We start from the raw sequence: 26,204 nt of genomic DNA on the forward strand, positions 1-26,204 counted from the left end.
TTAATTATTAATTGTTATGTAGAGGTATTGCACCTAATACGTAAAGTACAGGTGCAATACAATTAGTGAGTCAACATTCGATTACCAGTGGAAATCTTTTGCATTTGTTTTGTCGATTAATTTAACATCAATCGGTACTTCTTTTGGTACGTTAGCACCCCAATATTTTGCCAGACCCATTGCTAAGCCAATACGAACTTGGTCACGTGGGAATTGCGCAGATGTTGCGATAAACGGTGAGTTGCCTTTCGCAATTTCAGCAACGGCTTCAGGTGAACCATCAACACTGACGAGTTTCACATCACGACCAGAAGATTCAATAGCGGCTAATGCGCCTAATGAGCCAACATCGTTAACACTGAAAATACCGTTCAAAGTCGGGTTAGCTTGCAGCATGTTTTCTGTGACGTTCATCGCAGTATCACGCTCTTGCTTACCATTCAGTTTGGTAACAATTTTAATGTTTGGATATTCTTTCATTGCTGCTTCAAAGCCACGAACGCGCTCGAGGATTGGCACAACTGGGATACCATCTAAAATTGCGACTTCACCTTTTCCACCCAGTGCTTCACCTAAACGTTTACCTGCCATTAAGCCTGCATCGTAGTTTTTAGAACCGACGAAAGAGTCAATTGGACCATTCGCTTGCGCATCGATAGCGATAACCACAACACCCGCTTTTTTCGCTGCCAATACTGCTGTTTCTGCGCCAACGCTATCCGCTGGGTTGATTAACAAAATATCGATTTTTTTCTGTAACATATCTTCGATATCGCTGGTTTGTTTCGATACATCATGTGCCGCATCAGAAATATACAGCTGAGCACCCATATCACCAGTTGCGCTCTCCAGAGCTTCTTTCATCGTAACGAAATATTCGTTGTTTAATTCTTGAAACGACATACCAACTGAAACGGGTTTTGCCGTAGCATTGAACGCCATACCTAGAGTCAGGACACTTGCTGCTACAGCTAACTTTTTGAATTTACTCAACATAAGATGTTCTCCTAAAGAGCATTTAATTATATGTAGGGTGTTACTTATTTAGTGTTTATTAAAATTATTAATTATTACAAACAGTTAGTTATGCCTATGGCTTGATGACGACTTTAATTGAGTCGGCAGATTTCGCCATGACAAAGGCTTCTTCCCAATCATCGATAGAGTAGAAGTGGGTAACGATATCATCAGCATTAACTAAGCCGCGGCTAAAGAGATCGATAGCAACCTCATAGCTGTATGGGCCTAAGTGCGCACCGCGGATATCGAGTTCTTTACGGTCGCCAATAATTGACCAGTCAACCGTGGTTTCTTTACCGAATACGCTAAATTCAACGAAACGGCCAAGTTTACGGATCATTTCTAATCCTTGAGTCACACCAACAGGGGCGCCTGTTGCTTCGATGTAAACATCGCAACCGTAGCCTTCCGTCATCTCTTTGACTAACTTAATGGCGTCTTCTTTCAGTGGGTTGATCACCACATCAGCACCAAATTTTTTCGCTAATTCAAGGCGCTCGTCGATAGCATCAATGACGACTAATTTTTTGGGGGTTTTAAGTTTTGCAACTTGGATCATGCACAGGCCAAGTGGACCTGCGCCTGCAATGACGACGACGTCATTTAAATCGATATCACCACGGCGAACAGTGTGGATAGCACAGGCCATTGGTTCGATTAATGCGGCGTCTTTATCGGAAAGCTCATCGGGAATTTTGTGAATAATAGCGCGCTCAGAAAAACGCATGTATTCTGCCATCCCGCCATCTGCAACTTCTTTTTGGAAACCGTAGATATCATGGGTTTCGCACATCCAATATTTACCTGACTTACAGAAACGGCACTCCCAGCAAGGGACGATTTGTTCCGCGAGGATACGGTCACCCACTTTTAATTTATATTTTTCAGCGGATCCTTCGCCTAATTCGGCTACGCGGCCATAAAATTCATGACCTGGAACGACAGGGGCTTTGATCCACGGGTCATCACCCCAGAACATTTGTGCGCCATCATTGGCTTTGCAGTCACCTGCACAGATCCCACAGCCATCGACTTTAATGACAACTTCACGAAAGCCAGCCGCAGGTCTTTTAATATTTTCAAAGCGATAGTCATGGGGACCATGACAAACAACGGCTTTCATTTTTTCAGGTAGGTTACTCATGTTCTAAAACCTCTTTCTAGTTGTTAGCCCTAATGTTGACGTCAACATTAAGCGTTTTTTTTATCTCTAAATTGCTTTAATTTTTACGCTTAACGATAAATTTGGATACGAATGTAAGAAAAATGGTTCTTTAATGTTATAGATAAAATAATTTATTTTTAATATGACGACGTCGTCATTTTTGAAAGAGCGAAGAAGAAAAACTAAGATTTGTGATTTAACTCTTAATTTTAATTGCTTTCAGGGCACCTTCAAAAGAGGGAGGGAACGTCAATCACAAGTTTCTAACACAATGAAAAATAAGTAATAAAATAAAATTCATCCCTCGTGTTAGCTTTATTAAGAAATGAATATGAAGCCGAGTATAATTATTTTAACTGTTTTCAGAAGTGGATAATTCATGCAAAAACATTTCAGCTCACATTTTTATATGAAAATTAATTTCATTTTCATTGAATAAAGTGATTTAAAATTGAAAATAAACCACTATTTTATTTATTAAAAATAATTTTATAGTTAGATGTGAAAGCAACAGATGCTTCAAATTAAATTTTTATCAAAATTGAGTATGAATAAATACGATTTGAAAGAAAAAAGGGCTCTATCCTGCATTGTATTTAATCAATTCAACTCAGAATAAAGCCAAAAAATACCAATTAATAACTTCATTTTGTAAGGAAATCGGTGTTTTATTTATAGTGATAAGTGAGGGATGAAACCCTCACTTATCAAGCTAAACAATCATCGGCGCGATAATAAATCCAAAGGCAACCCCTGCAATAATTCCACCGAGCCCCGGTAGCATAAAGGGGTGGTTAAGAATATATTTTCCGACGCGGGTTGAACCTGTGGAGTCAAATTCGATGGCAGCTAAAGACGTTGGGTAAGTTGGTAAAACGAACACCCCCGTGACAGCAACGAATGACGCTAAAATAGCCCATGTTGGTACATCCAAAGCAATTGCTAATGGAATGATTAGCGGCGTGGTTGCCCCTTGGGAATACAGCAATGCACAGGTAAAAAACAGCACCACAGCTAACAAGATAGGGTAGGCAGATAACACATCCCCTGCGATAGCTTTGATTTGATCCATATGAGCATCAACAAAAGTGGTGCCTAATGTCACAATCCCCAATATGACTGCAAGGGAGCTCATTCCTGAACGGAACGTTGGTGCTAAAACGATAGAGTTTGGTGATGTTTTACAGAAAATAACCATCAAACAGGCTGCACTGAGCATACAGATGATGATGATATCGCGGGTACCCATCGGTTTGCCGATATCAAAACCTGGGCGTAATTGTGGAAAAGCGGCCAATATCACAATCGCAACGGTTGCGATGAGAAAAACCACGACTGAAAATTTTTCACGGGTGGTGCTTTCGCCTTTTTTCTCTTCGTATTTATGGACTAACCCTTTTTTTAAACGATCTAAATAAACTTCATCATCTTCCAATTCACAACCTTGGCGTGATGCAATAAATGCAGCAACCATCGCAGCAACAAAGGAGGCAGGTAAACATACTGACATAACAACAATAAATGTAACACCATTGCCTTCCATAATGGTTAACATTGCCGCCATGGCAGCACTAATCGGCGAGCCTGAAATAGCAATCTGTGAGGCAACAACAGAGCCTGCCAGTGTACGAGAAGGACGGATACCCGAGTCTTTGGCGATTTCAGCAATGACAGGAAGCATTGAGAAAACAATAAAACCTGTACCTGCCATGATGGTCATCACCCACGTGGTGATTGGCGCAATAATATTTAGGTACTTCGGATTTTTACGCATAAATGTGCTGGCTAGGCGAACTAAATAATCCATCCCTCCAGCTGCCTGCAATGCGGATGCTGCAACAACAACGGTCATAATAATTAAAATAACATCGACAGGGGGAGAGCCTATTGGCAAACCAAATCCAATAGTTAATACCGCTAATCCCAATCCCCCGCATAGGCCAATACCAATTCCGCCCATGCGTATACCGAAGAAAATTGCACCTAGTACAACAATGATCTCTAGCCAAACCATAATCGTCTCCAATAGACAATATACTGTCAGTAGTAATAGAATTTATAAAAGTGATTATTTTTAATAATGGTTAAATATTTATTGTGAATTTTGGTTTGTTATTAAATGTGACTTTCCCACTCGGCCTTCATACCAATGAATGCCTGCTCTAACCAAAGAACCGGTTGAATCTATATATTTATCGGGATGCTTATTGACTTCATTAGCTAAAATAACGGGAACTTCAGTGCAGCCTAAAACAATGACGTCAGCTCCGCGTGAAAATAATAATTCAGCTTGTGACTTCATGATTTTTTCTGCTGCATCTTTATTTCCAGATTTTAATAAGTAAATACTTTTCATCACTAACTTCTGACTTTCATCATCAGGTGTTATGCAGTTTAATTTTTTTTGTTCAATACTTTTTTGATAAAGCCCCATATACATGGTTGCATTCGTAGCTAATAAACCGATATTTTTTTTCTTAGTTAATAGAACTTCTTGCATGGTGGTTTCAACAATACTGAGCATATCGACATGGCATGCATTTCTTAGCTCATCGAACCAAAAATGTGCTGTATTACAAGGGATTACAATGCATTCCGCCCCTGCATCTTCAAGTTTTTTTAAGTAATCAGTCATTAAAGGGAGTGGTGATACCCCGTGGTTTAGCAATGCTTCTGTACGATCTGGAATATCAGGAATGGATGAAATAATTAATGGAATATGTTCTTGGTCTTTATTTGCAACTGTATATGTTACAAACTTATTAAATAAATCGACGGTTGCTGCTGGACCCATTCCACCTAATACACCAATTAAACCTTTCATTATTACGCTCCTGCGATTTTTATCTTTTTTTGATTTAAGATAAATTAAACGCGATGTTACTTAACTTATTTAACATGAAATACATTATTTAATTAATTATTAACGATTAGTTCTAATTAATCAGTGACTAATTTTTAGCAATGTTTTTTAGGTAAGAGAAATGCAAGTAAGTATGGGATGATGCAAGATATGCATTAAGATTTTAATGTTAACTCGAAGGAGCGCAATGAAATGAAAGGTAAAACCTGAATATAATTGGGTTTGACGATAATGTTCTAGTGAATAAAAAATAAATTTTGATTTTTATTAATGTTTAAAACGATAGCCTTATGCATAATACAAATAACAGACATACAATCTATGCATGATAATTTAACTGATGGTTAACTAAATATACCAATAAGAATCTCATTATTATTTTATATTTTAACAGCGAGTCTGCTTAAGGCTTAATAACATGAAAAATATAGAAACAAAGTGGCTATACGATTTTTTAACCTTGGAATCTTGCCGACATTTTTCCCATGCTGCTGAGCAGAGAAATATTTCTCAACCTGCTTTTAGTCGGCGTATTAAGGCGTTAGAAGAAGCTATCGGCGTGGAACTATTCGATAGAACCACTTCACCCTTGCAGTTGTCTGAAGAGGGCAAAGTGTTCCACTCTCAAGCGCGTAGCTTGTTACAGCAATTAGAGTGTAATTTGAATGAGTTATCGGGCCATAATATTTTGAGTTTGCCTAATATTAAAATTGCGGCAGCACATTCTTTATCATTAACATTGTTACCCAAACTTGTTCATGCGTTGTCTGGTTATGGCGAAGAATTTGTCTATCATGTTGAAGCCATTGATGTGGTGCAGGTGGTGAATGCGTTAAGGGAAGGAAAAAGTGATTTTATTATCTCATTTTACGATGAGGATTTAATGCAGTCGCCATTTTCATGTTTAAATGTTTTTGAGTCTGAGCTTTACCCTATCTGTGCCGCAGATGAATTTGGCAAGCCGTTATTTGATATTTACCAACCACAAGTTCCCTTGTTGAATTATACCAATGCCTCTTATATGGGCCGATTAGTTAACCGTCGGTTAAGTGAGTTCGGTACAATCAGTTCGAAAACGTTGTTTATGTCATCCATGAGTGAATTATTGAAAAATATGGCGTTGGACGGTCATGGCATCGCATGGTTGCCGATTTATTCAGTGGTCAATGAGTTGAAAGAAAAAAAGCTGGTTTGTCTTGATACCCCAGAGTTAACCATTCCAATCCAAGCATACATCTACCGCATGGACACTCGCTTAAATAAAACCGCAGAGGATTTTTGGCGTATTTTGAAGAGAAATATTCCCGAGGATTTAAAGCATTTGTAAAACCTAATAGAAATCCTATAACGACAAAACCCGCTTTAGTCGCGGGTTTTGTGCCATACAATGGTTGAATATTAGTGATCTAAAGAAACAGAATGCACATAGGATAACTGTTTTAACGAGCAATAAAATTCAGGCAATGTGGTTTTTTGGCGAACCACCAGCTTTAAATTCACTTCAACTCGCTCTTTTTTAATATCGCGTATTGTTAGGTTTTCAATAATGTCTTTATGCTGTTTTAAATACTCAATGAGTAAGGGAACGCCATCCTCGTGGGTAAACAACATTCGAACTTTAATCTTACCTAATTTTTGATTTTTCATCTGAAACAATGCCACTTGCGGGCTAAGTTGAATCGCTAAGAAAAAAAGAACGGTGACAATTAATGCGTGCCAATAAAAGCCTGACCCACAAGCAATTCCAACCCCTGCTGAAGCCCAAACAATAGCCGCAGTTGTTAATCCAGAAATCGCATCATCACGACGATGTAAAATAACCCCCGCGCCTAGAAAACCCACGCCACTGATTATTTGTGCAGCTAATCTCATTGGATCACTGCGAATATTATCTGAAATATTGGCGTAATATTCGGCAGATTGAATGGAAACAATGGTTAATAAACAACTGGCAACGGCAATAATGACACAAGTTTTAAAGCCGACAGGTTTTCCCTTTGATTCACGCTCTAAGCCAATAAAGCCGCCTAAAATAAAGGCGGCGAGTAATTTAGCGATACTGGATAGTGACAAAGGGCCAATGGTGTCGACAAACTGTATAAGAGCATCCATGGCTTACCTCTGTATATTTCAAATTACGGTGCTACAGCGCCCTCAGGTGCTTTTTTATCGTCATTATTTTTCTTTTTAGATACATCATCTTTAAAGAAGAAGATAAAGAACACACTAACGACAGCGGCGACGATAGCAGGGTAATGCCAGAAGGTTTCCCATTGTGGTAAGGACTCGCTACCTTTTTCTGTAACCGTTGAGTTAAATAGTTGCCCGCAAATCGTGGAGGCAAATAATAAACCGAAGCCGTTTGAAACAATAAAGCGTAACCCTTGGGCTTGTGCGCGGATTTCTGGTTTTGCTTTACGGTCGACATAAATATCGCCAGCAGTAAAGAAGAAGTCCCAACATAATCCCTGAAGCATCAAACCAAACACGATAAAGTACAAACTGGTATCAACCGCAGCATAGGCAAATAAGGTAGAGCGAATAATCCAGCTAATTGCCCCTAATAATAAGGTGATTTTAAAACCAAATTTCATTAAGAAGAACGATAGGAAGAACATAAACAGGACTTCACAAGCAATACCGATTTGCATAATCGATGCGGCATTGTCGAACCCGAGTGTTTTAATAAACACAGGGATGTAGGCGGAATAAGCTGTTTTTGGGATCATTAATACAAAGATGCTAAACATTAAAATGGCGAAATAGCGGTCTTTAAATAATGAAAGTGCATCTAGGCATAAAATATCGCGTGCAGAGAACGGTTTGCCTTTGGCTTTTGGTGGTGTATTTGGCAGTGTAAAGCAGTAAAAACCTAATACGACCGCAACGGCAGAAGCGATATACCATGTCATTGTGCTGCCAGAGAAACCCATTTCCCCTAAAATAAACCCGATAGCCATAAAACCAAACGTACCGAATACTCGAATGATAGGGAAATATTTCACGCCATTAATATGGGAGAAACTAATGCTATTAGAAAGCGCGGTTGTTGGGTAAAACAGCAGACCAATAATGAAGATCAAAAATAGGGTCATGCCACTGTTTTGTGCTTCAATAAATTGAGGCACACATAAAATAACGGCGGCATTAATTAAGTGAAGGATCCCCATCACTTTTTGTGATGCAAAGAAACGGTCAGCAACCATACCAATAAATAACGGGGAAATAATGGTCGCGACACCTAATAACGCATAAGCATTACCAATAATATGTGCCATTCCATAGGTGCTTAATACCAGCCCCATAGTCATATTCCATGCACCTTGCATGAAATATTGGACAAACATCATAATCAGTAAGCGGGAAGTAATTTTCATATCCATTTTTATTTCCCTCTTAATGTGTTTCTAACGTTAATCCGTCATATGCGACACGGATATTATAAGGAGCACAAACCGCCACTAATTCTTCATGCAGTAATTTACCACTGTGTGAAATATGAGAAACGGCAATTTGGGTATCAGAATGCAAACAACCTTGTTGTTGCAGTCTTTCTTGTGCTGCAAAAACGGTTTCTAAGCTCATATGGTTATCGGTGCGATTATTGCCATTTAGGCCATAGGTGCATTCGAATACAACAATATCCAGAGGTTTGTTTTCAAGCCATTGCCAAGTCAGTTCTGGGAACCAGCCTGAATCGTGGCCATAGAAAATTGCTTTGCCATCTTTTTCAATATGATAAACATAGCAAAGTTCCCATTTCGCATGGTTTGCCAGTAATGGCGTAATTTTATATCCGTTTCTTTCAACGGTGACAAAAGGGATTAAGCAATGAAAAGCGAAACGCTCTTTACTGTACCCCGGTAACACTTCAAGGCAACCGTTGATCGCACGATCATTGCCAAGTATATGAAGTGGATGATGAATTTCAAAGCCATAGCCTTCCATTCTACTGAACAGATCGCCCACATTAAAATGGTCGGGGTGAGTGTGCGTGAATAACAGGCTTTCAAAATGAGTTGCATCCATTCCATCGCGCATAAGCTGGTAGCTAAATGTTGGGGATACATCGATCAACATCAGGTCGTCAACAATCGCTGATGAATGGGTTCTGATATCTTTACCGCCAAGTTGCCTTGCTTTTTGGCAATGCTCACAACGACAAAAAGGGTTTGGGATGCCCTCTGATGCCGCAGTACCTAAAAAGTGAATTTTCATGATAATTACCTTTATATTATTGTTTTATTTGATTTTATTAAATCCCTGGTGCTGGTGTTAAATCTACAATTTTATCATTTGAACGTTCCAATATTAATCTGAGTGACTTATTTTGCCAATAATAGATGTTTAGATCAGTGATCTCATTCAAATTAAAATATCTATCTATTTGATTAATTTGTTTATTTTTGTTTTTCATTCGAATTTATATAAAAATGATGTTTTTTGGCTTATTTGCTTGTTATATCAGCGGATTGATTTTGGAACGTTCAAATTAATTATCGGTAGTCGTGATAAATAATTCAGGTATGCTATTGCGAGAAGCAACTAAGGTGAAAAAGACAAATGGCAACAATTAAAGACATTGCAAAATTGGCGGGTGTTTCTCATGGAACGGTTTCTAACGTTTTGAATAAGCGTGGAAATGTAAGTGTGGAAAAAATTGAAGCGGTGTATAAAGCGGCAAAACAAATGGGGTATCAGCTCAATACACAAGCACAATTGTTGAGAACTAATAAGAGCCATAAAGTCGCGATACTGCTACCGCAGTTAGTGTCCGATAAATATGCAATCTTTTTTAATTCATTTAGGCAGTCAATCTCTTTATATCCAGAGATAACCTATGATCTATTTTTGACGGATGATCTTGAAACTACAGAGCTAGATGCATTACAAAAAATTGCGGCGGGTGGGTATAAACAGGTGGTTGCAGTGAGTTGCTTGCAAGACGCAAATACCTATTTTGACACGTTAAAACTGCCCGCTTCTCAAATCGTATTTATTTATCGCCAACCAGCTAATGCCCACCACTTTTTCACGTTAGATTTTTCTCAAGCCGCTGATGCCATTTGCCATCAAATTGCGACAAGCCGCAGCCAACTAGTGGGAATTTTTAGTGATGAACACGGTGAGTTAGAGCACTCAACATTTGTGAGTGAGTTACAAAAAAGCCTGAAACAACAAGCACCGAATAAAAAATATGTTGTGATCCGTGCGTCGAATGATGAATCGTACAAAGCGGCTTTTGATTTTTTTACCTTAGACCAAATACCGGACTTATTTGTAGCTGAAGATATTGAAAAAGCGAGCTTTTTAACTCAAGCCAGCTTTTTTGGTAGCCACAGTGATTGCCCTGCCATTTTCGCCTTAAGTGGTAATATCCCACCAATATTAAAAGGGTTGCATTGCTTTCCAATGAACTATGCGCAATTGGGGCTGGAAGTTGTCGATGAATTAATGAAAGAAGATGTGCAGGAAAGTGGCGTCGCGGGTGAAAATACGGTTTATGTGCGGAACCAAAGTGGTAATTTGTATACTGCAACGCCAGCACTGAGCACCGTTAATACCGTTGAGCCGAGCTTGAATCTCCTTATTTTGCCAAGCCCTTCAACCAATGCGCTTAAAAAGCTATTGCCCCATTTTTATCGCCAAACAGGTATTAAGGTGAATTTAGCCATACACCCATATGATGAAGTTTACCAAATATTAGGCCAGCTCCATCTACACCCTTATTATGATTTATTGCGTATTGATATGGCCTGCTTTCCTTGGTTTGCAGAGCGCATATTACAGCCACTCGATAAAATTGGGGACGGAGTGACGGATTTATTAAGTAATTTTTCGACTCCAACTCAACAAAAATTTAGTTTAGTGGGGGATACTGCGTATGCTATGCCGTTTGATGCGAGTGCACAGTTGCTGTTTTATCGAAAAGACTTGTTTGAAGACCCGATTCTAAAACGCATGTATTACGAGAAAACAGGCAATGAATTGACTGTGCCGGCTAATTTTCATGAATACGACCAAGTTACGCAGTTTTTTACAGAGCTACATGAGAAAGGGCAATTTTCCCGACCAATTGGTGCATCAACAACACTGGGAAGTGCAGGTCTTATCGCCAGTGAATATTTGTTACGCTACTACGCTGAAGGTGGGCGGTTAATTGGGGAGGGGGATATCCCTCGATTAGAAATGCCCTTGGCAGGCAAGGTGTTAAGTGATTACTTACACCAAGTTTCTGTCACTGAAAACATTCATGAAAAGTGGTGGAGTGAGTCAGTTAGGCAATTTGAGCAAGGTGAGCTTGCCATGTTGATTGCCTATATGAATCTGTTCAATGATGTGGCTCACAGTGATATTTTCCCTAAAATTGGCTATGCGCCAGTGCCTGGCGGGCTTCCTCAGCTCGGGGGTGGGGCGCTTGGCGTCTCTCGTTACAGCCAAAAATCACATTACGCAGAGCAGTTTTATCGCTGGCTCTATTCGCCTATCGTGATGGATCATCTGATTTTATTGGGTGGGAACAGCAATCACCAAGATTTCAGCCATAACCAAGAAATTTGCCATCGCTATCCGTGGATGCCATTGGCTTATCAAGAAATTAACGGTGGGATCCGTGAATCTTCCATTCCAAACGGCAAGTTGTTTAATTTGCGCCAAGCTGAAGTGATTATTGGTCAGGGTATTACCAATGTGGTGAATAAGATCATGACAATAGAGGAAACTATTGAATACATTAATCAGCGTTTATTAGTGGATACCCAAGGGGAACGATAGGGTAGGCGTTGTTTGATTGGTAAGAGCAATGCGGCAAAAGTCGCATTGTTAGATTTGATGAAGGTAAGATTTTGTTCATCAAGTCAATTCAATATCATTAAAATTTCGGTGCGCCATCGTATTATGAATATGAGTTTAAATAAAGCCGCACATTCCTCCATAAAGTTAAGTTTTTTCGAATGAAATCATAGTGTAATCAACACTTTCTTCTTTTTCCTCTAGACTTGCGGTATCGCCAAAAAACTATATAGCCCTGTGATCTCTAAAATAACGATATCTATGAGATTCATTGATATGCTTAGTAATGGAGTCTAGCTTTCGTCTAATCATAGATGCTAAATTCCATCAAAAAATCCGAGTTTGCCTGTGTCACTGTGATATCTAAGTATCAAGTGTAGAGATTATGAGGAGAGATACAAAGCAAAAAAAGGGGGGCGGTAACATAGGAGTACGTCATAGGTTTCTCACTAACAAGGAATCTTTTGTATCAAAACTTATTATTTATTCAATTTTACCTTCAATTTCAACTCTTATTGCGTGTTTTTTATTTATTCAATAAATTCAGTGCATTACGGTTTTTTATGTTGTTTTTGGTATTTTTTCTTTAAAAAAAATTACTCTTTATATGTGTTTTCATTACTTTACCTTATGAAAATGAATACAAAATATAATCAATTATGAAAAAATGTGAATGTTAGATTTAAATACTTTATTTTGTGTGGGATGTAGCTTGTTTGTCTACTCGCTTTATGTGTACCAATGGGAAGAGATATTATTCGTATTATGAAATAAGTATAATTCATTGTTTTTTCATAAAAGGAATGAATTGTAAAATATGTAAACACAATGATTTTTTTAAAAAACTCTGATTTGTCAATTTGATTTTGAAATAATCACTCCTTATAATTGTATCCAAGCTTGAGTAACCGATTTTAAATTAAAAAATAAATTAAATTATTAATGGTAACGTATGAGTTGTTGAGCATCGTTAATCATTTGTTAATTTATTTATTTTAATAATTGTATATTTTAATGAATGTGTATTTTAATAAATTAAATTCATATGAATTACTGAAACTAAAAAGTTAGTTATTAGTATGATTCGAGAAATTTTTTATGAATAAATTTGACCAGGATTTTAATTGGTCCAATATTCCAGATAATTTTTTTTCAGCTTATAGTGGCCTTGTTATTAAAAAGAAAAGAAAAGAGCTTGGAATTAGCGGACGAGAATTAGCTAAGCGATTAAATATTTCTCAACAGCAAATATCGCGTTATGAAAGAGGTGTTAATAAAATGACTCTTGATTTGCTGCTTAATGTTTCAATTGTACTAGCTATTCCTTTTGAAAGTTTAATTAATAGTATTATATCTGAAGTTAAAAGTAATTATTCTAGTGATGCTTCTGTTTTAAAGACAGTTATATCTATGTCTGAGCCTGTTTATTTTTATTAGTGTGATACTTAGTTAATTTAATAGTATCTATTTTGGAAAATACCATACTAAAAAGTATGGTGTTATATATGTCAATATCTGAGGGTAATATGAAAAAAATTATTTTAGCAACTTTAATTTCTGGCGTAATGAGTACTTCTGCTTTAGCTGCAAATTTAGGTAGCGGTAATGTAACGTTCACTGGTTCTATTATTTCTGCACCGTGTTCTATCGCACCAGGTGAAGAAAACCAAGAAGTGGAATTAGGTCAAGTGTCTGATGTAACTCTAACCGCAGGGGGATCATCAAGTGCTCAGCCATTTTCTATTCAATTAGAAGGCTGTAACTTGAAAGGCGATAATATCGTTAAAGTTACGTTTAACGGTTCTGAATTAGTTGATGGAGAGACAAATACAGGCATGCTGCAAATTACTGGCGAAGCTTCAGGCGCAGCAGTCAAAATTATGAATACCACTGGTGAACAAATCAAAGTAAACAGTGAGCATAGTCAAAAATATATAAAGGGTGATAACGAGCTGAAATTTACTGCTGCACTGCAAGGTTTGAAAGGTGCAACAGTTGTTCCAGGTAATTTCTCTGCAGTCACAAATTTCACCTTAGCTTACCAGTAAGCGAAAGTGTCTTGCCCTGAGACTATTGTTGAAGGGCAATTTTTAGTGAACAGGGAAGGGATAATGAACGCTATCTCAATTAATACTGTATTACTTTTGAGTCAACTTGTGGTTCTGCCTTATGTGCAGGCAGAATCTTCGCCTATTTTTGGTCGCTTTAGCATGAATGGCAGTATCGTCAATTCTGCCTGTGCTATTGATACAGGCTCGCATGAACAAACAGTGGATATGGGGGTGTTGCCAATAGGCGCAATACGTCAAGAGGGACAAGGACCTGTGCACCCTTTTTCAATTGCGCTTATTGGTTGCACATTAACTCCGCATGCAGGGGATAGATGGCAAATGTTTTCCGTTACTTTTGATGGGCCAGTGAACGGTGAATGGTTTTCTGTTTCGGGGGATGCAAGAGGTATCGCATTATCACTGCAAGACGTGCACGGAAAGCCAATTTATCCCGGCCAGTCCACACAAAAACAATCCATCATACCAGGTAATTCTGTGTTGCATTACGGGTTACGACTCGTTTCTGACACCCATATATTACGGCCAGGGGAATACCAAGGTGCATTGCGATTTAAGCTTGAATATTACTAAAAAAATGTCCTGCTTTTTTTTGTTTTTTTACTTGATTTTTAGGGATGTTATTTATGTCTTCAACACAATCTTCAGTTCTCCCCAAAAAGGGGCTGAGCCTCGCGATTGCTTTATCGCTGTATGGACTCTCGGTACCAGTATTTGCTACGCAGGCGTTTGAGTTTAATACTGATGTACTTGATTTAGAAGACAAAAATAACATTGACCTGAACCAATTTTCCCGTGCTGGTTATATTATGCCAGGTACTTATTCCTTTACACTCAAAGTGAATGAAGAACAGCTACCTGAAGTCTCTATTCCATTTTATGTCCCTGAGAATGACTCTGAGGGGAGTATTCCGTGTCTTTCACCTGAAGTTACGAGTCAATTAGGGCTTCAGTCAAATATTCAAAAAGAGGCCACATTTTGGCATGAGGGACAGTGTTTATTAGTGGATAGCGTACCCGGCATGCAAGTGCGTGGTGATTTAGCAACGTCTTCCTTGTACGTGAGTATCCCACAGGCCTATTTGGAGTATACGGCACCGAACTGGGATCCACCATCTCGTTGGGACGAAGGCATTGCAGCATTAATGTTTGATTACAACGTGAATGGTAACACAAATAATGCCTATAACGGCGGACGAGACAGTTATGCCTTAAACGGTAACGGGGTTGCTGGTGTGAATATCGGTGCGTGGCGTTTTCGTGCAGATTGGCAAGGACGCTTAAACCGTTCAACTGGATCTGGCAGTACCGTCAGTAAAGATTTTGATTGGAACCGTTTTTATGCCTATCGAGCGTTACCTAACTTAGCAGCAAAACTGGTGCTAGGTGAAGATTACCTTGTATCCAGCATATTTGACTCGTTTCGTTTTATTGGTGCGAGTGTGCGCTCCGATTTGAATATGTTGCCACCAAATTTACGTGGCTATGCCCCAGAAGTGACAGGGATTGCTAAAACTAATGCCACGGTGACAGTGAGTCAACAAGGCCGAGTCTTATATGAAACACAAGTCGCTCCAGGGCCGTTCCGCATTCAGGATTTGAGTGATGCCGTAAGCGGTAAATTGGATGTGACTGTCAAGGAACAAGATGGCTCAACACAAGAGTTTCAGGTAGATACGGCAAACTTACCGTATTTGACACGCCCAGGCCAAATTCAATACAAATTAGCTTTAGGGCAACCAACGAATTACCAACGTCACAGTGAAGGTGACAGTTTTGTTACCGGAGAGTTTTCTTGGGGAGTCAATAACGGTTGGTCTCTGTTTGGAGGGAGCCTTAACAGCCAAAACTATAATGCGATGTCGTTGGGTATAGGGCGTGATTTATTAGCATTTGGAGCCATATCATTTGATGTGACCCAGTCGTTAGCGCGTTTACCGGGTGAAAGCCGTGTCAGTGGGGGTTCTTATCGTATTAACTACTCGAAACGCTTTGAGACCATAGACAGTACTATTCAGTTTGCTGGTTATCGTTTCTCCGAACGCGATTTTATGTCCATGTCGGATTTCTTGGCTGCTTTAAAAGCGGGGGAGCGTTTCGGGGGCAATAAAGAGATGTACACCGTATCGCTTAATAAAAATTTTGCTGATCTTGGGATGTCATTGTACCTGAACTACAACCATCAAACCTATTGGGATCAACCGGATAACGATTATTACAGTGTTATGTTATCGAAGTATATGGATATCGGGTCGATTAAAAATGTCAGTGTTAATTTGTCAGCTAATCGCAGTGAGTATAACGGAGTTAAGGATGACAGTATTTTCTTATCCGCGTCGTTCCCATTAAGTAACGGGGCAAACGTCGGGTACTCCCTGAATAGTAGCCGTTACGACACTACTAGCCGAGCTACCTATTACGATCGCATTGATGACCGGACAACCTATCAACTTAGTGCAGGCAGCAGTAAAAAAGGCGGGATGGGAAGTGCATTTATAACCCATCAGTCAGATGTGGCACGTTTCGCCGCAAACGCTAGTTATATGCATAACCAATATAGTGCGTTTGGCGTTTCGGCCAGCGGTGGTATGACATTAACGGCTGAAGGCGGGGACTTACATCGTATCAATACTCCAGGCGGTACGCGGCTGTTGGTTGATACTGATGGCGTAGCCGACGTGCCGATTAAAGGGATTGGCGCACCAATTACCTCAAATATGTTTGGTAAAGCAGTGGTTGGTGACGTGAGCAGTTACTACCGTAGCAAGGCGCAGATTGATTTAAATACATTGCCAGATAACGTGGATGCGCAGCAATCCGTTGTGCAAGCAACCTTAACGGAAGGCGCTGTGGGTTATCGGCACTTTGCGGTCGTTTCAGGCCAAAAAGCGATGACTGTGTTGCGTTTGTCTGACGGTAGTCATCCACCTTTTGGAGCGCAAGTACAAAATAGCAAAGGTCAAAATACGGGTATTGTTGGGGATATGGGTAGTGCCTACATTAGCGGTATTAACCCTGCTGATGTGATGACTGTGATGTGGGGGGAGAACAAAGCGTGCGAAGTACGTTTCCCTCATGAGTTCGGAACGCTACAAAATACCTTGTTGCTACCGTGTATCCCAATAGCACTGGCTGAACCTAAAGGGTAAGCCATTCACATAAGAAATGACCCCCAGAGAACGACGTGGGTCTCAATCAGGTTGTACTTTAGGGAATGTGAGTTTTTTCCCTATTTGATAAAGGTAAATCACTATGCAATTAAAAATCGCTTCGAGTATTGTTTTGAGTCTCATCGGCTGCACTATGTTATTCAATACCGCTAATGGTGCGGTATCCATGGACCGCACTCGTGTTATTTTCGACGGGAATCAAAAATCGGTTTCATTAAATATTTCCAATAACAATAAGCAGTTACCGTATTTAGCGCAAGGTTGGATTGAAAATACGGAAGGGCAAAAAATTCAGTCGCCGTTAGTGCTGTTGCCGCCTGTACAGCGTTTAGAGCCAGGAAAATCAAGCCAAGTAAAAATAGAGGCGCTACCAGCAATTAATGCATTACCACAAGACCGTGAATCATTGTTTTATTTTAATTTGAGGGAAATACCGCCGAAAAGTGATAAACCGAATACTTTGCAAATTGCCTTACAGACACGAGTGAAGTTGTTTTACCGCCCTAAGGCGATAGTTCCAGAAAAAAATAACACACCGTGGCAAGAAAAATTAACTTTAGAAAAACAAGGCGAACAGTACATTTTGAAAAATCCGACACCGTATTACGTGACAATTATTAACGCGACTGCCAATACGAAATCAACGAACGGCAAAGAGTTTACACCCGTGATGGTTCCCCCATTTAGTCAAGATAATTTGGGGGTTAACGTAAGCTTATTGGGCAGTAGCCCTGTGCTGACCTACATTAATGATTTTGGTGGCCGCCCAACTTTGACGTTCCGTTGCCAGTCGCAGACGTGTGATGTTGTGCAGAGTAATAAAAGTTAATAATGTTTTTTAGCGCCTAACTGGCGGTGCTTAACGTAATAGAGAGCAAGGAGTGTCAGATGGCTAGTCAACAAAGAAAATTTAGACTTTGTCGTGGCCTACTAGCGGTAGTACTGGGGGGTATTATCAATGTACCTAGCATGGCAAATAGTAATGGTAATATCTATCGCTCAGCTGATAACTGGAATGTTGATGGACAGCACGGGGTGGTCTATGTCAAAGGGACATTGACGGAAAGTCCATGTCGTTTGGCAATGATATCGAGCTACCAGACTGTGGATATGGGGAACTTGGATACAGCTACCTTACAGCGTAATGGCAAAGGTCTTTCTGTTCCGTTTCAAATTGAATTGGAGGATTGTTTAGAAACGGCGACCCGACTTGAAAATGTTCAAACTGGAATGATAGCGTGGAGTTCAACGCAGCCAGCCGTGAAAGTTCGTTTTGTGGCACCGACAGTATCGTTTAATAGAAACATTGTTCAGGTGATGGGGGCCAAAGGGGTGGGATTGGCTGTTAGCACACCTAGCGGGAAGTTATTACCGATGGGGGAGGAAAGTGAACCTCAATTGCTACCATCGGGGCAAAGCCAATTAACGTATTACGTGACACCAGTGAAAATGGGGCCGTTCGTACCAGCTGCCTATTCGGCACTTATTGCGTTTGAAATGTTTTATGAGTAAAAGAGATAACGTGTACGTAATAATAAATGAGTATTATGTTCATATTAGCTAGTTTTTTATTCGACTATATTATTGTGGATTAATTCTCTAATATTGAATTTACTTTAATATAGAGGGATAAGGGAAATTCACAAGTGTAAATGTGTAGAATGAAAGTCGATAATATCCTGAGCTACACATCATTTTATTTTATTTTATTTTGTTTTGTGGTTTGTTTTTTGATATGTAATTGTATGAAAATGTATGATTATTGATTTATTTTACTTTACCTCTGCGTGAGAAAATATATATATTATAGGGCTTATTATGAGGATGAAATTTTTTTTAAGTAATGTGGTTTTAGTCTTTGTTTTTTTATTTAGTTTTGCCGCATTTGGAGAGTCGTTTTCTATAAAAATGAAAGTTAATGTTATAGAGAAAGGCTGTGATGTATATGGTGTGGATGGAAAAGGTTTTCCAATAACAGTTGATTTTAAAACAATAAACTATAATGATGTTACTAATCCCCGGTATGAAAAAGAGGTGATCTATAATCTGGATTGTGGTTCTGAAAATATAAACAATCCTAAGTTAAAGTTAACCTTTGAATCTGAGTCAGCTAAATTTTCTGATAATCTTATAGCGACATCTAATAATACATTGGGGTTAATGATGCAAGTTAATGGTGAATTATTGTCGCCATATAAATCGTTTTCTTTTAACTATTCTAATAAGCCCGTGATTATTGTTAAGCCAGTAGTGAATTCAAATGCTGAACCCTTATATGGTGAATTTTATGCATCTGGAGTTTTGTATGTTGATTATGAGTAATAAATTTTTATTTTACTAGCTGATTAGGACTATTTTTAATATGCTAAAGTGTTTGCTTTCTTATGTTGGCGGTATTGCTACATACTATATCCAACATATCAAATTAGTCGCGCTAATAACTGTTTTTGCTTACGGCTTTTCCTCATCAGTGTATGCAGGTTATTGGATAGACTATGCTAGTTCCTCTCAAGGTTGGCCTTCTTCAAATTATGCACAGTTCATGCAGGGAGCGATAACTGTACCATTTTCTGCTGAAGTGTTAGGGGGCGGAACTCCTAACCTTATCGATAAAGGAGCTGCATATACGGGTAACTCTCCATTTGGTACTCGAGTGAGGTTTAGCTTATATAGGTATAATAATACCACAGCAATTATCAGATTGAGAGGTTCTGGAGCTTTAACAACTTCAATATCCTCAACTGGGAAGTGTTATTTTATACCTTCATTTTACGCAAGCTATTATACAGAAAATAGCACATCATTATACAGCCATTCATCCAATAAAGCAGCTAATATAGTTGGCGTTTATTATGCTCCAGAGCAAAGTGTGATGGTTAATAAAAATTGTAATGAAATTAAAGGCGATGATCCTACGCTTAGTCAATTAACAATTCCAGTTGATGTGCCCGAGTATTATATTGCTTGGGGAACGCCTATTTCCTGGACCTCTGGTGATAGATATAATAATTGGTCTATAATGGAATATGGTTATATGACTGTTTTAAATTTAACTTCAAATTATAATTTTGCTCCTCAATATAATATTTTTATTTGTCCAACTAATGTTATTAATAGTAGTTGTGTGAGAACCAACAAATCAGGAACTGGAGGTTCGGATAATGGAGATGGAGAAGTCATTGTACCTACAAATTGTTATCTAAGTGGTAATAATGATGGGTTGGATTTTGGAACTGTTAATAGTGAGGATTATATAGGTAAAAATGCCACCTATCAATTAAATGCATCATGCTCGCGAGATGCGAATGTTAAATTTTCTATTATTCAAGGGGAAAGCATAAAATTAGGTCCATTTAAAGTAAAGGTGAAAATTAATAATGAAGAGTCTCCTACTATTAATATAGGTGAAAACATCAAGATATTGAATGTTAATGGAAGCTTAGAAGGCGCAAGTGAGGCAATTAAAGTGGGTAGCTATGAAAGTTCGATCATCGTTTTGGCTGAGCAGCAATAGTAGAGACCTATTACAGAGTAATGGTGAAGTGCTGAATAATTGAATGGTTTGTAGGAAGAGTAGGGCTATTTTGGGTGATTTATGATTAAAGCCGAACAATATTCCTATTTTTTCGACTCATTCCAAATAGTGTTATTATAACGTTGGTGGTTAATTTACCATTTTGGGATTATACTTATAATAAAAAACAACACGATAGCAATTGTTTTTTTATTATTATAGAGATAGCTGTGTTTTATCAATTAACTTGAATTTTTTAATTCATCGCTGTAAACAACATAACATTATGTTATTTCTTTTTTTGTCTCTAAATGTTGGGGATGAGTATAGGTTCTTTGGAAAGAGTACAAGAAATATTTGAGCACTAGGTGACAAGCACAGTAAAAATACTATAGAGTTTTTAACTTAATCTTGGCTTGGTATTGCTCGGTAAGGTGTAAATACTAGGCTATTGAATGAATAAAGAAAAACTAATTTTAGGACCACTTTAAGAGTAAAAGTGGTGCCCGGACTCGGAATCGAACCAAGGACACGGGGATTTTCAATCCCCTGCTCTACCGACTGAGCTATCCGGGCAACGGAACGTATTAAACCTGATTCCATCAGTTGAGTCAAGGCGCTTTATAAAAACTTTCGACTGTATGCGCTTTTTTTCAACACCTTAGCTACTTTTTAAACGAAAACCCCTAAAAATAATCAGGATAATGAAGGACACCCGTTATTTAACGGGTGTTTTCATTTGCGCAGACATGTTAGCGCAGATATTTTTTCTGGGCTTTGTTCACTTTGATTAAATAGTTGCGTGACTCAGCCGCAGGGTGTTTTGTCGATAAGGTTTCATACACTTCACCCGGTTCTAAATTGTTTATGCGCTGAGCGGCTTGTTTTTTATCGCTATGGAACACCCGCAGAACACTGCCTGCACCGCCATTGTATGCGGTAATAACAGCATAACGACGAGAGGTTTGGTTGCGAATATCGCCTAAATAGCTGTTTTGCAAGATAGCTAAATAAGCCGTACCCGTATCAATGTTCTTTTCCGGGTCAAACAAGTAGCTACGGCTTGGTACGCCTGATTTCCCTTGGGAACGGAAAACATCCTTCCCAGCGGTGTTCGGCATAATTTGCATTAGTCCCAAGGCATCTGAGCGGCTGACCGCATAAGGGTTAAAACTGGATTCGATTTGCATGATCGCTAAAATTAACGATTCATCAACGCCATATTTTGCTGACGATTTTTTAATATACGGCAAATATTTATGGGCACGTTTGTCTAGATGGTTAGGCACTAATTGCATTGTGACTGACCAAACGATATTCATGCCAGATTGGCGACGCTGTATTTTGTTTTCAATCAGATAATCTGCAAATTTTGTTGCTCGCCATTCCCAACGAATGGCTTCCCCGGTGTTATCTAACACCTGACCAAATAAAAATGGCTCTTTACTGTAGGGGATATCGTTAATATCAGAATAGAGGTCGATAGAATTGGGGTCATCACCCATCAATAAGGTGGTGACAATAGCTTTTTTGAGGTGTTGCGATGGCTCTACAGCTGAAATGGTTTCAACCGTAATGGTCCCTGCATCGAAATTAATATGACTACGTGTACGGTATTCGTCCGTATATTTAACGTAATCTTTTGGCCCTGCAATAAGGACTTCTTTAATCCCCCAAATGTTTTCGATATTGTGGGCAAACTGCCCCATTAAAATATCAAACCCATTGGTGTCTTTGACATAATCAGGGTTAAAGTCCGTTTTTTGGTTGCTGGAACACGAAACAATTAGAGGGATCAATAAACTCAGCGCAAATAGTTTTTTCATACGATTCACAGTATTGGTGCAAAAGCCTACCTACAGAATAGGTAGGCAGACAGATTATTTTTCAGGTGTATAGCCGTCAATGTGAATATCATGGCCTTCAAATAGGAAGTTGACCATTTCTTGTTCTAACATTTTACGATCGTCAGGATTCATCGTATTGAGTTTCTTTTCATTAATTAGCATGGTTTGCTTAGTCATCCACTGGCTCCATGCTTCTTTAGAAATCTCATTAAAAATACGTTTCCCTAATTCACCTGGGTAAAGTTGAAAATCTTGCCCATCTGCGTCACGTTGTAAGAATGTACAAAAAATCGTTCTACTCATTAAAATTTCCTCAAATATCAGGTAGTAAGGCGAGCTGTTTTAATAAACTTTCAACTGGGGCGGCAAGGCCGATAGTTGCGCCTAGGTGTAAGTTATACCAGAGTCCTTTGCCTTCATCCATGGCAGAATTAAATGCCTGAATCTTAACTTTTACAGGGATAATATCTAAATGGAAATGGCTAAACGTGTGGCGAAAAGCAATTAATTGCTCAGGAGTCTCATGGGAGAGGCCTGATTCCGCCAGCCACGCTGTTAATTGTTCTGAAGATTCAAACTGTGGAAAAGCAAATAACCCGCCCCAAATACCAGAAGGAGGACGTTGCTCTAACCATATATTGTCTTCATGCTGCATAATTAAAAACCAAGCGGTTTTTTCAGGGATTTTTTGCTTCGGTTTTTTCCCCGGATAGTTTTGCCATGAATGGTTGGCATAAGCCACGCAGCCAAAGTTGAGCGGACAAAGCTCGCACTTCGGTTTACTGCGGGTGCAAACCATCGCACCTAAATCCATCATCGCTTGGTTAAAAAATTCCACGCCATCATTGGGGGTAACATCGGTGCTAATTTCCCACAGGCGGTTTTCTACCTCTTTTTTTCCCGGCCAGCCATCAACGGCATAAGCACGAGCCAGCACGCGTTTTACGTTGCCATCTAAAATAGGGTAATGCTGCTGTTGGGACAGCGATAAAATAGCCCCCGCAGTGGAGCGACCAACTCCCGGCAAAGCTAATACTTCATCAAAAGTGGTTGGGAATTTTCCACTGTACTGATCGGCAACGACTTTTGCCGCTTTGTGCAAATTGCGCGCACGGGCATAGTAACCAAGGCCTGTCCATAAATGTAGAACTTCATCCAGAGGCGCATTGGCGAGGGCGGTAATATCTTCAAAACGAGAAATAAATTTCTCAAAATACGGTATAACGGTACTGACTTGGGTTTGTTGCAGCATCACCTCGGATAGCCATACATGGTAAGAGGATTTTTCCTGCTGCCATGGCAACGTTTTGCGTCCATATTTGTGATACCAGTTGAGCACTGCACGTGAAAATTGTTGAGCTTCCATTGAACACTTTATTTTTATCGATATTTTTAATAATGCTAAGGATTGCAACATAGACACGGTGGGCTGTAAACCGCTTATTGTGTGGTTTAGTGTAAAGTTAGCCAATTATCAACTGCATCCTTGTGGAAGTTTTGCTAAACTCCTACTCTTACCCTATCACTTGTGATTAGGTTGTTAACCTAATAGCTTGAATCATCAAGGGTAATTTAAACATAATTGCTATTTACTAGCCTTATACAACTTGATCGTTGGCACATTAACTTAATTGGGCAACTATTTTTTAGAACCTTTATTATGATCAATAATGTTATCTCCCCCGAATATAATGAAGAAGGGCGGGTTATGCGCCGTGTCCGTAGTTTTGTCCGCCGTCAAGGGCGTCTGACAAAACGTCAGGAAGACGCATTAGAAAAAGAATGGGCTGAAATGGGGATTGATTTTATCAATGAACCCTTTAATTTCACCAAAGTATTCAATAACTCAAATCCAGTAACATTGGAAATTGGGTTTGGTATGGGCGCTTCATTAGTGACCATGGCATCGCAAAATCCACAGCAAAACTTTTTGGGCATTGAAGTTCATGCTCCGGGTGTGGGGGCATGTTTAGCATCGGCAAAAGAAGAAAACGTCAGCAATGTCCGTGTGATGTGCCATGATGCTATCGAAGTGCTGGATTGCATGGTGCCAAATGAGAGCCTTGCAATGGTTCAATTGTTTTTCCCTGACCCATGGCATAAAGCAAAACACAATAAACGCCGTATTGTTCAAGCGCCATTTGCTGAAAAAATTCGCAGCAAATTAGCGGTCGGTGGCGTTTTCCATATGGCGACCGACTGGGAGCCGTATGCAGAGCATATGCTTGAAGTCATGAAGAGTGTCGAAGGGTATAAAAACTTATCACCAACGGGTGATTATGTTCCTCGTCCAGAATCAAGACCAGAAACAAAATTTGAAAAGCGCGGCCAGCGGTTAGGGCACGGTGTATGGGATTTAATGTTTGAGAGGACCAAATAATGGCTAAACAACCACGTAGTCGTCGTTTACGTAAAAAAATGCGTTTGGATGAATTCCAAGAGTTAGGTTTTACGGTTAAATGGAGTTTTAAAGAAGGTACACCGATCGAAGAAGTTGACACTACCGTTGACCAACTGATTGCTGAAGCTATCGAACCAAACGGTTTAGCGTTTGAAGCAAGCGGCTACCTGAGCTGGGAAGGGATTGTTTGCCTACAGCAAATTGGTAAATGTACCGAAGAACACCGCCAAATCGTTGAAAATTGGTTAAAATCAAAAGGGATGAACGACGTTGTTGTTTCTGAACTGTTTGATGTTTGGTGGGAATAATCACTTTTTGGTTGATTAAATCACGCTAAATAAATAGGCTGAGTTTCTCAGTGTTTGAAGAGGCATCCAAGTTTTGGGTGCCTTTATTTTCTGGAGTAAAAGTTTTGAGCGCACTGTTTTCTAACCAGCTACTTAACGACATTCTAGACCAAGTTCGGCCACTCATAGGCCAAGGTTGTGTTGCCAACTATATTCCTGCTTTAGGCTGTGTGCCTTCCCATCATCTCGGCATTGCCGTTTCCACGCTTGATGGCGAGGTTTTTACCGCAGGGGATGCCCATCAGCGTTTTTCCATTCAATCCATTTCAAAAGTGTTGAGCCTAACATTGGCGATGACACGCTATGAAGAAAATGAAATCTGGAGCCGTGTTGGCAAAGAGCCGTCGGGGCTGCCATTTAACTCATTAATTCAAATTGAAATGGAAAAAGGCATTCCACGGAACCCGTTTATTAATGCTGGCGCGATTGTGATTGCCGATATGTTGCAGTCACGTTTAAGCGCGCCAAAACAGCGTATGTTAGAGTTTGTCCGAAAGTTAGCTTGCGAGCCGGACATTAGCTACGACACTGTCGTTGCACGTTCTGAAATGGAGCACGCAAGCCGTAATGCAGCAATCGCTTATTTAATGAAATCATTTGGCAACTTTGAAAACGATGTTTTGACGGTGCTCGAAACTTATTTTCATTATTGCTCTCTAAGTATGAACTGTGTTGAATTAGCGAGATGTTTTTCCTATTTAACATCGCAAGGAATGTCATCTTGCTCCATAGACCCCATTATCACTCCACTACAATCAAGGCAAATCAATGCGTTGATGATGACATGTGGGATGTACGATGGCTCTGGTGAATTTGCATTTCGTATTGGAATGCCCGGAAAATCAGGCGTCGGTGGTGGCATTGTTTGCGTTGTCCCTAACCAATTTACTGTGGCGGTATGGTCACCTGAACTTGATGCAGCAGGGAACTCTTTGGTCGGGTGTGCCGCTTTAGAGCTATTATCAAAACGAATTGGGCGTTCTGTTTTCTGATTAATTCAACGCCTTCTAGGAGAA

At 39.4% G+C, this 26,204-nt stretch carries 23 protein-coding genes and 1 tRNA gene; 13 read left to right on the top strand and 11 right to left on the bottom strand.

Annotated elements, in window-relative coordinates; translation table 11 throughout:
- Nucleotides 1-81: 81 nt before the first annotated feature.
- The 4 genes from AC4IFO_RS03685 to cuyB all read right to left on the bottom strand — a co-directional run bounded on the left by AC4IFO_RS03685 (nucleotide 82) and on the right by cuyB (nucleotide 5,009).
- Complete coding sequence (locus AC4IFO_RS03685; protein WP_370661211.1) at nucleotides 82-942, bottom strand: ABC transporter substrate-binding protein; 861 nt, start codon at nucleotides 940-942, stop codon at nucleotides 82-84.
- 148 nt (nucleotides 943-1,090) lie between these two features.
- The gene (locus AC4IFO_RS03690; protein WP_353242824.1) at nucleotides 1,091-2,164 is read right to left on the bottom strand and encodes a zinc-binding dehydrogenase; all 1,074 of its coding nucleotides are present in this window, start codon (nucleotides 2,162-2,164) and stop codon (nucleotides 1,091-1,093) included.
- Nucleotides 2,165-2,897: 733 nt separating this feature from the next.
- Complete coding sequence (locus tag AC4IFO_RS03695) at nucleotides 2,898-4,199, bottom strand: anaerobic C4-dicarboxylate transporter (protein WP_490731939.1); 1,302 nt, start codon at nucleotides 4,197-4,199, stop codon at nucleotides 2,898-2,900.
- Between the two features lie 78 nt (nucleotides 4,200-4,277).
- Nucleotides 4,278-5,009, bottom strand: coding sequence for a cysteate racemase (gene cuyB, locus AC4IFO_RS03700; RefSeq protein WP_490731940.1), 732 nt, complete (start codon nucleotides 5,007-5,009; stop codon nucleotides 4,278-4,280).
- A gap of 457 nt (nucleotides 5,010-5,466) precedes the next feature.
- Between cuyB and hypT the strand changes: the two genes are divergently transcribed.
- Nucleotides 5,467-6,375: a hypochlorite stress DNA-binding transcriptional regulator HypT gene (gene hypT / locus AC4IFO_RS03705; RefSeq protein WP_490731941.1), complete on the top strand. Its 909-nt coding sequence runs from the start codon at nucleotides 5,467-5,469 to the stop codon at nucleotides 6,373-6,375.
- Nucleotides 6,376-6,446: 71 nt separating this feature from the next.
- Here the strand turns inward: hypT and AC4IFO_RS03710 are convergent, their stop codons facing one another.
- The 3 genes from AC4IFO_RS03710 to AC4IFO_RS03720 are packed head-to-tail and all read right to left on the bottom strand — an operon-like array spanning nucleotide 6,447 to nucleotide 9,266.
- Nucleotides 6,447-7,160 carry an MgtC/SapB family protein gene (locus AC4IFO_RS03710; protein ID WP_490731943.1) on the bottom strand — a complete coding sequence of 238 codons (714 nt, stop codon included), beginning with the start codon at nucleotides 7,158-7,160 and terminating at the stop codon, nucleotides 6,447-6,449.
- A gap of 23 nt (nucleotides 7,161-7,183) precedes the next feature.
- Nucleotides 7,184-8,431, bottom strand: coding sequence for an MFS transporter (locus AC4IFO_RS03715; protein ID WP_490731945.1), 1,248 nt, complete (start codon nucleotides 8,429-8,431; stop codon nucleotides 7,184-7,186).
- 13 nt (nucleotides 8,432-8,444) lie between these two features.
- Entirely contained in the window at nucleotides 8,445-9,266 is an 822-nt protein-coding gene (locus tag AC4IFO_RS03720) for an MBL fold metallo-hydrolase (protein ID WP_490731947.1), read from the bottom strand.
- A gap of 345 nt (nucleotides 9,267-9,611) precedes the next feature.
- Here AC4IFO_RS03720 and AC4IFO_RS03725 point away from each other — a divergent pair, with 345 nt between their 5' ends.
- The 9 genes from AC4IFO_RS03725 (at nucleotide 9,612) to AC4IFO_RS03765 (ending at nucleotide 20,593) form a co-directional block, all read left to right on the top strand.
- Nucleotides 9,612-11,822: an extracellular solute-binding protein gene (locus AC4IFO_RS03725; protein WP_490731949.1), complete on the top strand. Its 2,211-nt coding sequence runs from the start codon at nucleotides 9,612-9,614 to the stop codon at nucleotides 11,820-11,822.
- 1,116 nt (nucleotides 11,823-12,938) lie between these two features.
- Nucleotides 12,939-13,277 carry a helix-turn-helix domain-containing protein gene (locus AC4IFO_RS03730; protein ID WP_490731951.1) on the top strand — a complete coding sequence of 113 codons (339 nt, stop codon included), beginning with the start codon at nucleotides 12,939-12,941 and terminating at the stop codon, nucleotides 13,275-13,277.
- A gap of 89 nt (nucleotides 13,278-13,366) precedes the next feature.
- Nucleotides 13,367-13,888: a fimbrial protein gene (locus AC4IFO_RS03735; RefSeq protein WP_490732052.1), complete on the top strand. Its 522-nt coding sequence runs from the start codon at nucleotides 13,367-13,369 to the stop codon at nucleotides 13,886-13,888.
- 63 nt (nucleotides 13,889-13,951) lie between these two features.
- Nucleotides 13,952-14,482 (top strand): fimbrial protein, encoded by a 531-nt coding sequence (locus AC4IFO_RS03740; RefSeq protein ID WP_490731953.1) that lies wholly within the window; start codon nucleotides 13,952-13,954, stop codon nucleotides 14,480-14,482.
- A 53-nt stretch (nucleotides 14,483-14,535) separates the two neighbouring features.
- Nucleotides 14,536-17,058, top strand: coding sequence for an outer membrane usher protein (locus tag AC4IFO_RS03745; protein WP_490731956.1), 2,523 nt, complete (start codon nucleotides 14,536-14,538; stop codon nucleotides 17,056-17,058).
- Nucleotides 17,059-17,161: 103 nt separating this feature from the next.
- Nucleotides 17,162-17,908 carry a fimbria/pilus periplasmic chaperone gene (locus tag AC4IFO_RS03750; RefSeq protein ID WP_490731958.1) on the top strand — a complete coding sequence of 249 codons (747 nt, stop codon included), beginning with the start codon at nucleotides 17,162-17,164 and terminating at the stop codon, nucleotides 17,906-17,908.
- 59 nt (nucleotides 17,909-17,967) lie between these two features.
- Nucleotides 17,968-18,591 (top strand): fimbrial protein, encoded by a 624-nt coding sequence (locus AC4IFO_RS03755; RefSeq protein WP_490731960.1) that lies wholly within the window; start codon nucleotides 17,968-17,970, stop codon nucleotides 18,589-18,591.
- A 306-nt stretch (nucleotides 18,592-18,897) separates the two neighbouring features.
- Complete coding sequence (locus AC4IFO_RS03760; protein ID WP_490731962.1) at nucleotides 18,898-19,401, top strand: fimbrial protein; 504 nt, start codon at nucleotides 18,898-18,900, stop codon at nucleotides 19,399-19,401.
- Nucleotides 19,402-19,441: 40 nt separating this feature from the next.
- Nucleotides 19,442-20,593: an MrpH family fimbial adhesin gene (locus AC4IFO_RS03765; protein WP_490731964.1), complete on the top strand. Its 1,152-nt coding sequence runs from the start codon at nucleotides 19,442-19,444 to the stop codon at nucleotides 20,591-20,593.
- Nucleotides 20,594-21,093: 500 nt separating this feature from the next.
- Here the strand turns inward: AC4IFO_RS03765 and AC4IFO_RS03770 are convergent.
- From AC4IFO_RS03770 to mutY, 4 genes are all read right to left on the bottom strand, one after another.
- Nucleotides 21,094-21,169, bottom strand: a tRNA-Phe gene (locus tag AC4IFO_RS03770).
- A gap of 176 nt (nucleotides 21,170-21,345) precedes the next feature.
- Nucleotides 21,346-22,419, bottom strand: coding sequence for a membrane-bound lytic murein transglycosylase MltC (gene mltC / locus AC4IFO_RS03775; RefSeq protein ID WP_490731966.1), 1,074 nt, complete (start codon nucleotides 22,417-22,419; stop codon nucleotides 21,346-21,348).
- A 54-nt stretch (nucleotides 22,420-22,473) separates the two neighbouring features.
- A complete protein-coding gene (locus tag AC4IFO_RS03780) occupies nucleotides 22,474-22,743 on the bottom strand; it encodes an oxidative damage protection protein (protein WP_219245904.1) in 270 nt (89 codons plus the stop codon).
- Between the two features lie 10 nt (nucleotides 22,744-22,753).
- Nucleotides 22,754-23,806, bottom strand: coding sequence for an A/G-specific adenine glycosylase (mutY, locus tag AC4IFO_RS03785; protein ID WP_490731969.1), 1,053 nt, complete (start codon nucleotides 23,804-23,806; stop codon nucleotides 22,754-22,756).
- Nucleotides 23,807-24,100: 294 nt separating this feature from the next.
- On the opposite strand from mutY, the gene trmB reads away from it, so the two are divergent.
- From trmB to glsB, 3 genes are all read left to right on the top strand, one after another.
- Nucleotides 24,101-24,820 (top strand): tRNA (guanosine(46)-N7)-methyltransferase TrmB, encoded by a 720-nt coding sequence (gene trmB, locus AC4IFO_RS03790; protein ID WP_490731971.1) that lies wholly within the window; start codon nucleotides 24,101-24,103, stop codon nucleotides 24,818-24,820.
- Nucleotides 24,820-25,149, top strand: a complete 330-nt coding sequence (locus AC4IFO_RS03795) for a YggL family protein (protein WP_219245907.1) — start codon at nucleotides 24,820-24,822, stop codon at nucleotides 25,147-25,149. The genes trmB and AC4IFO_RS03795 overlap by 1 nt, the downstream gene beginning before the upstream one ends.
- A gap of 104 nt (nucleotides 25,150-25,253) precedes the next feature.
- Nucleotides 25,254-26,180 (top strand): glutaminase B, encoded by a 927-nt coding sequence (gene glsB, locus AC4IFO_RS03800; RefSeq protein WP_490731974.1) that lies wholly within the window; start codon nucleotides 25,254-25,256, stop codon nucleotides 26,178-26,180.
- Nucleotides 26,181-26,204 lie beyond the last annotated feature (24 nt).

Source organism: Providencia sp. UF-224, assembly GCF_058245955.1.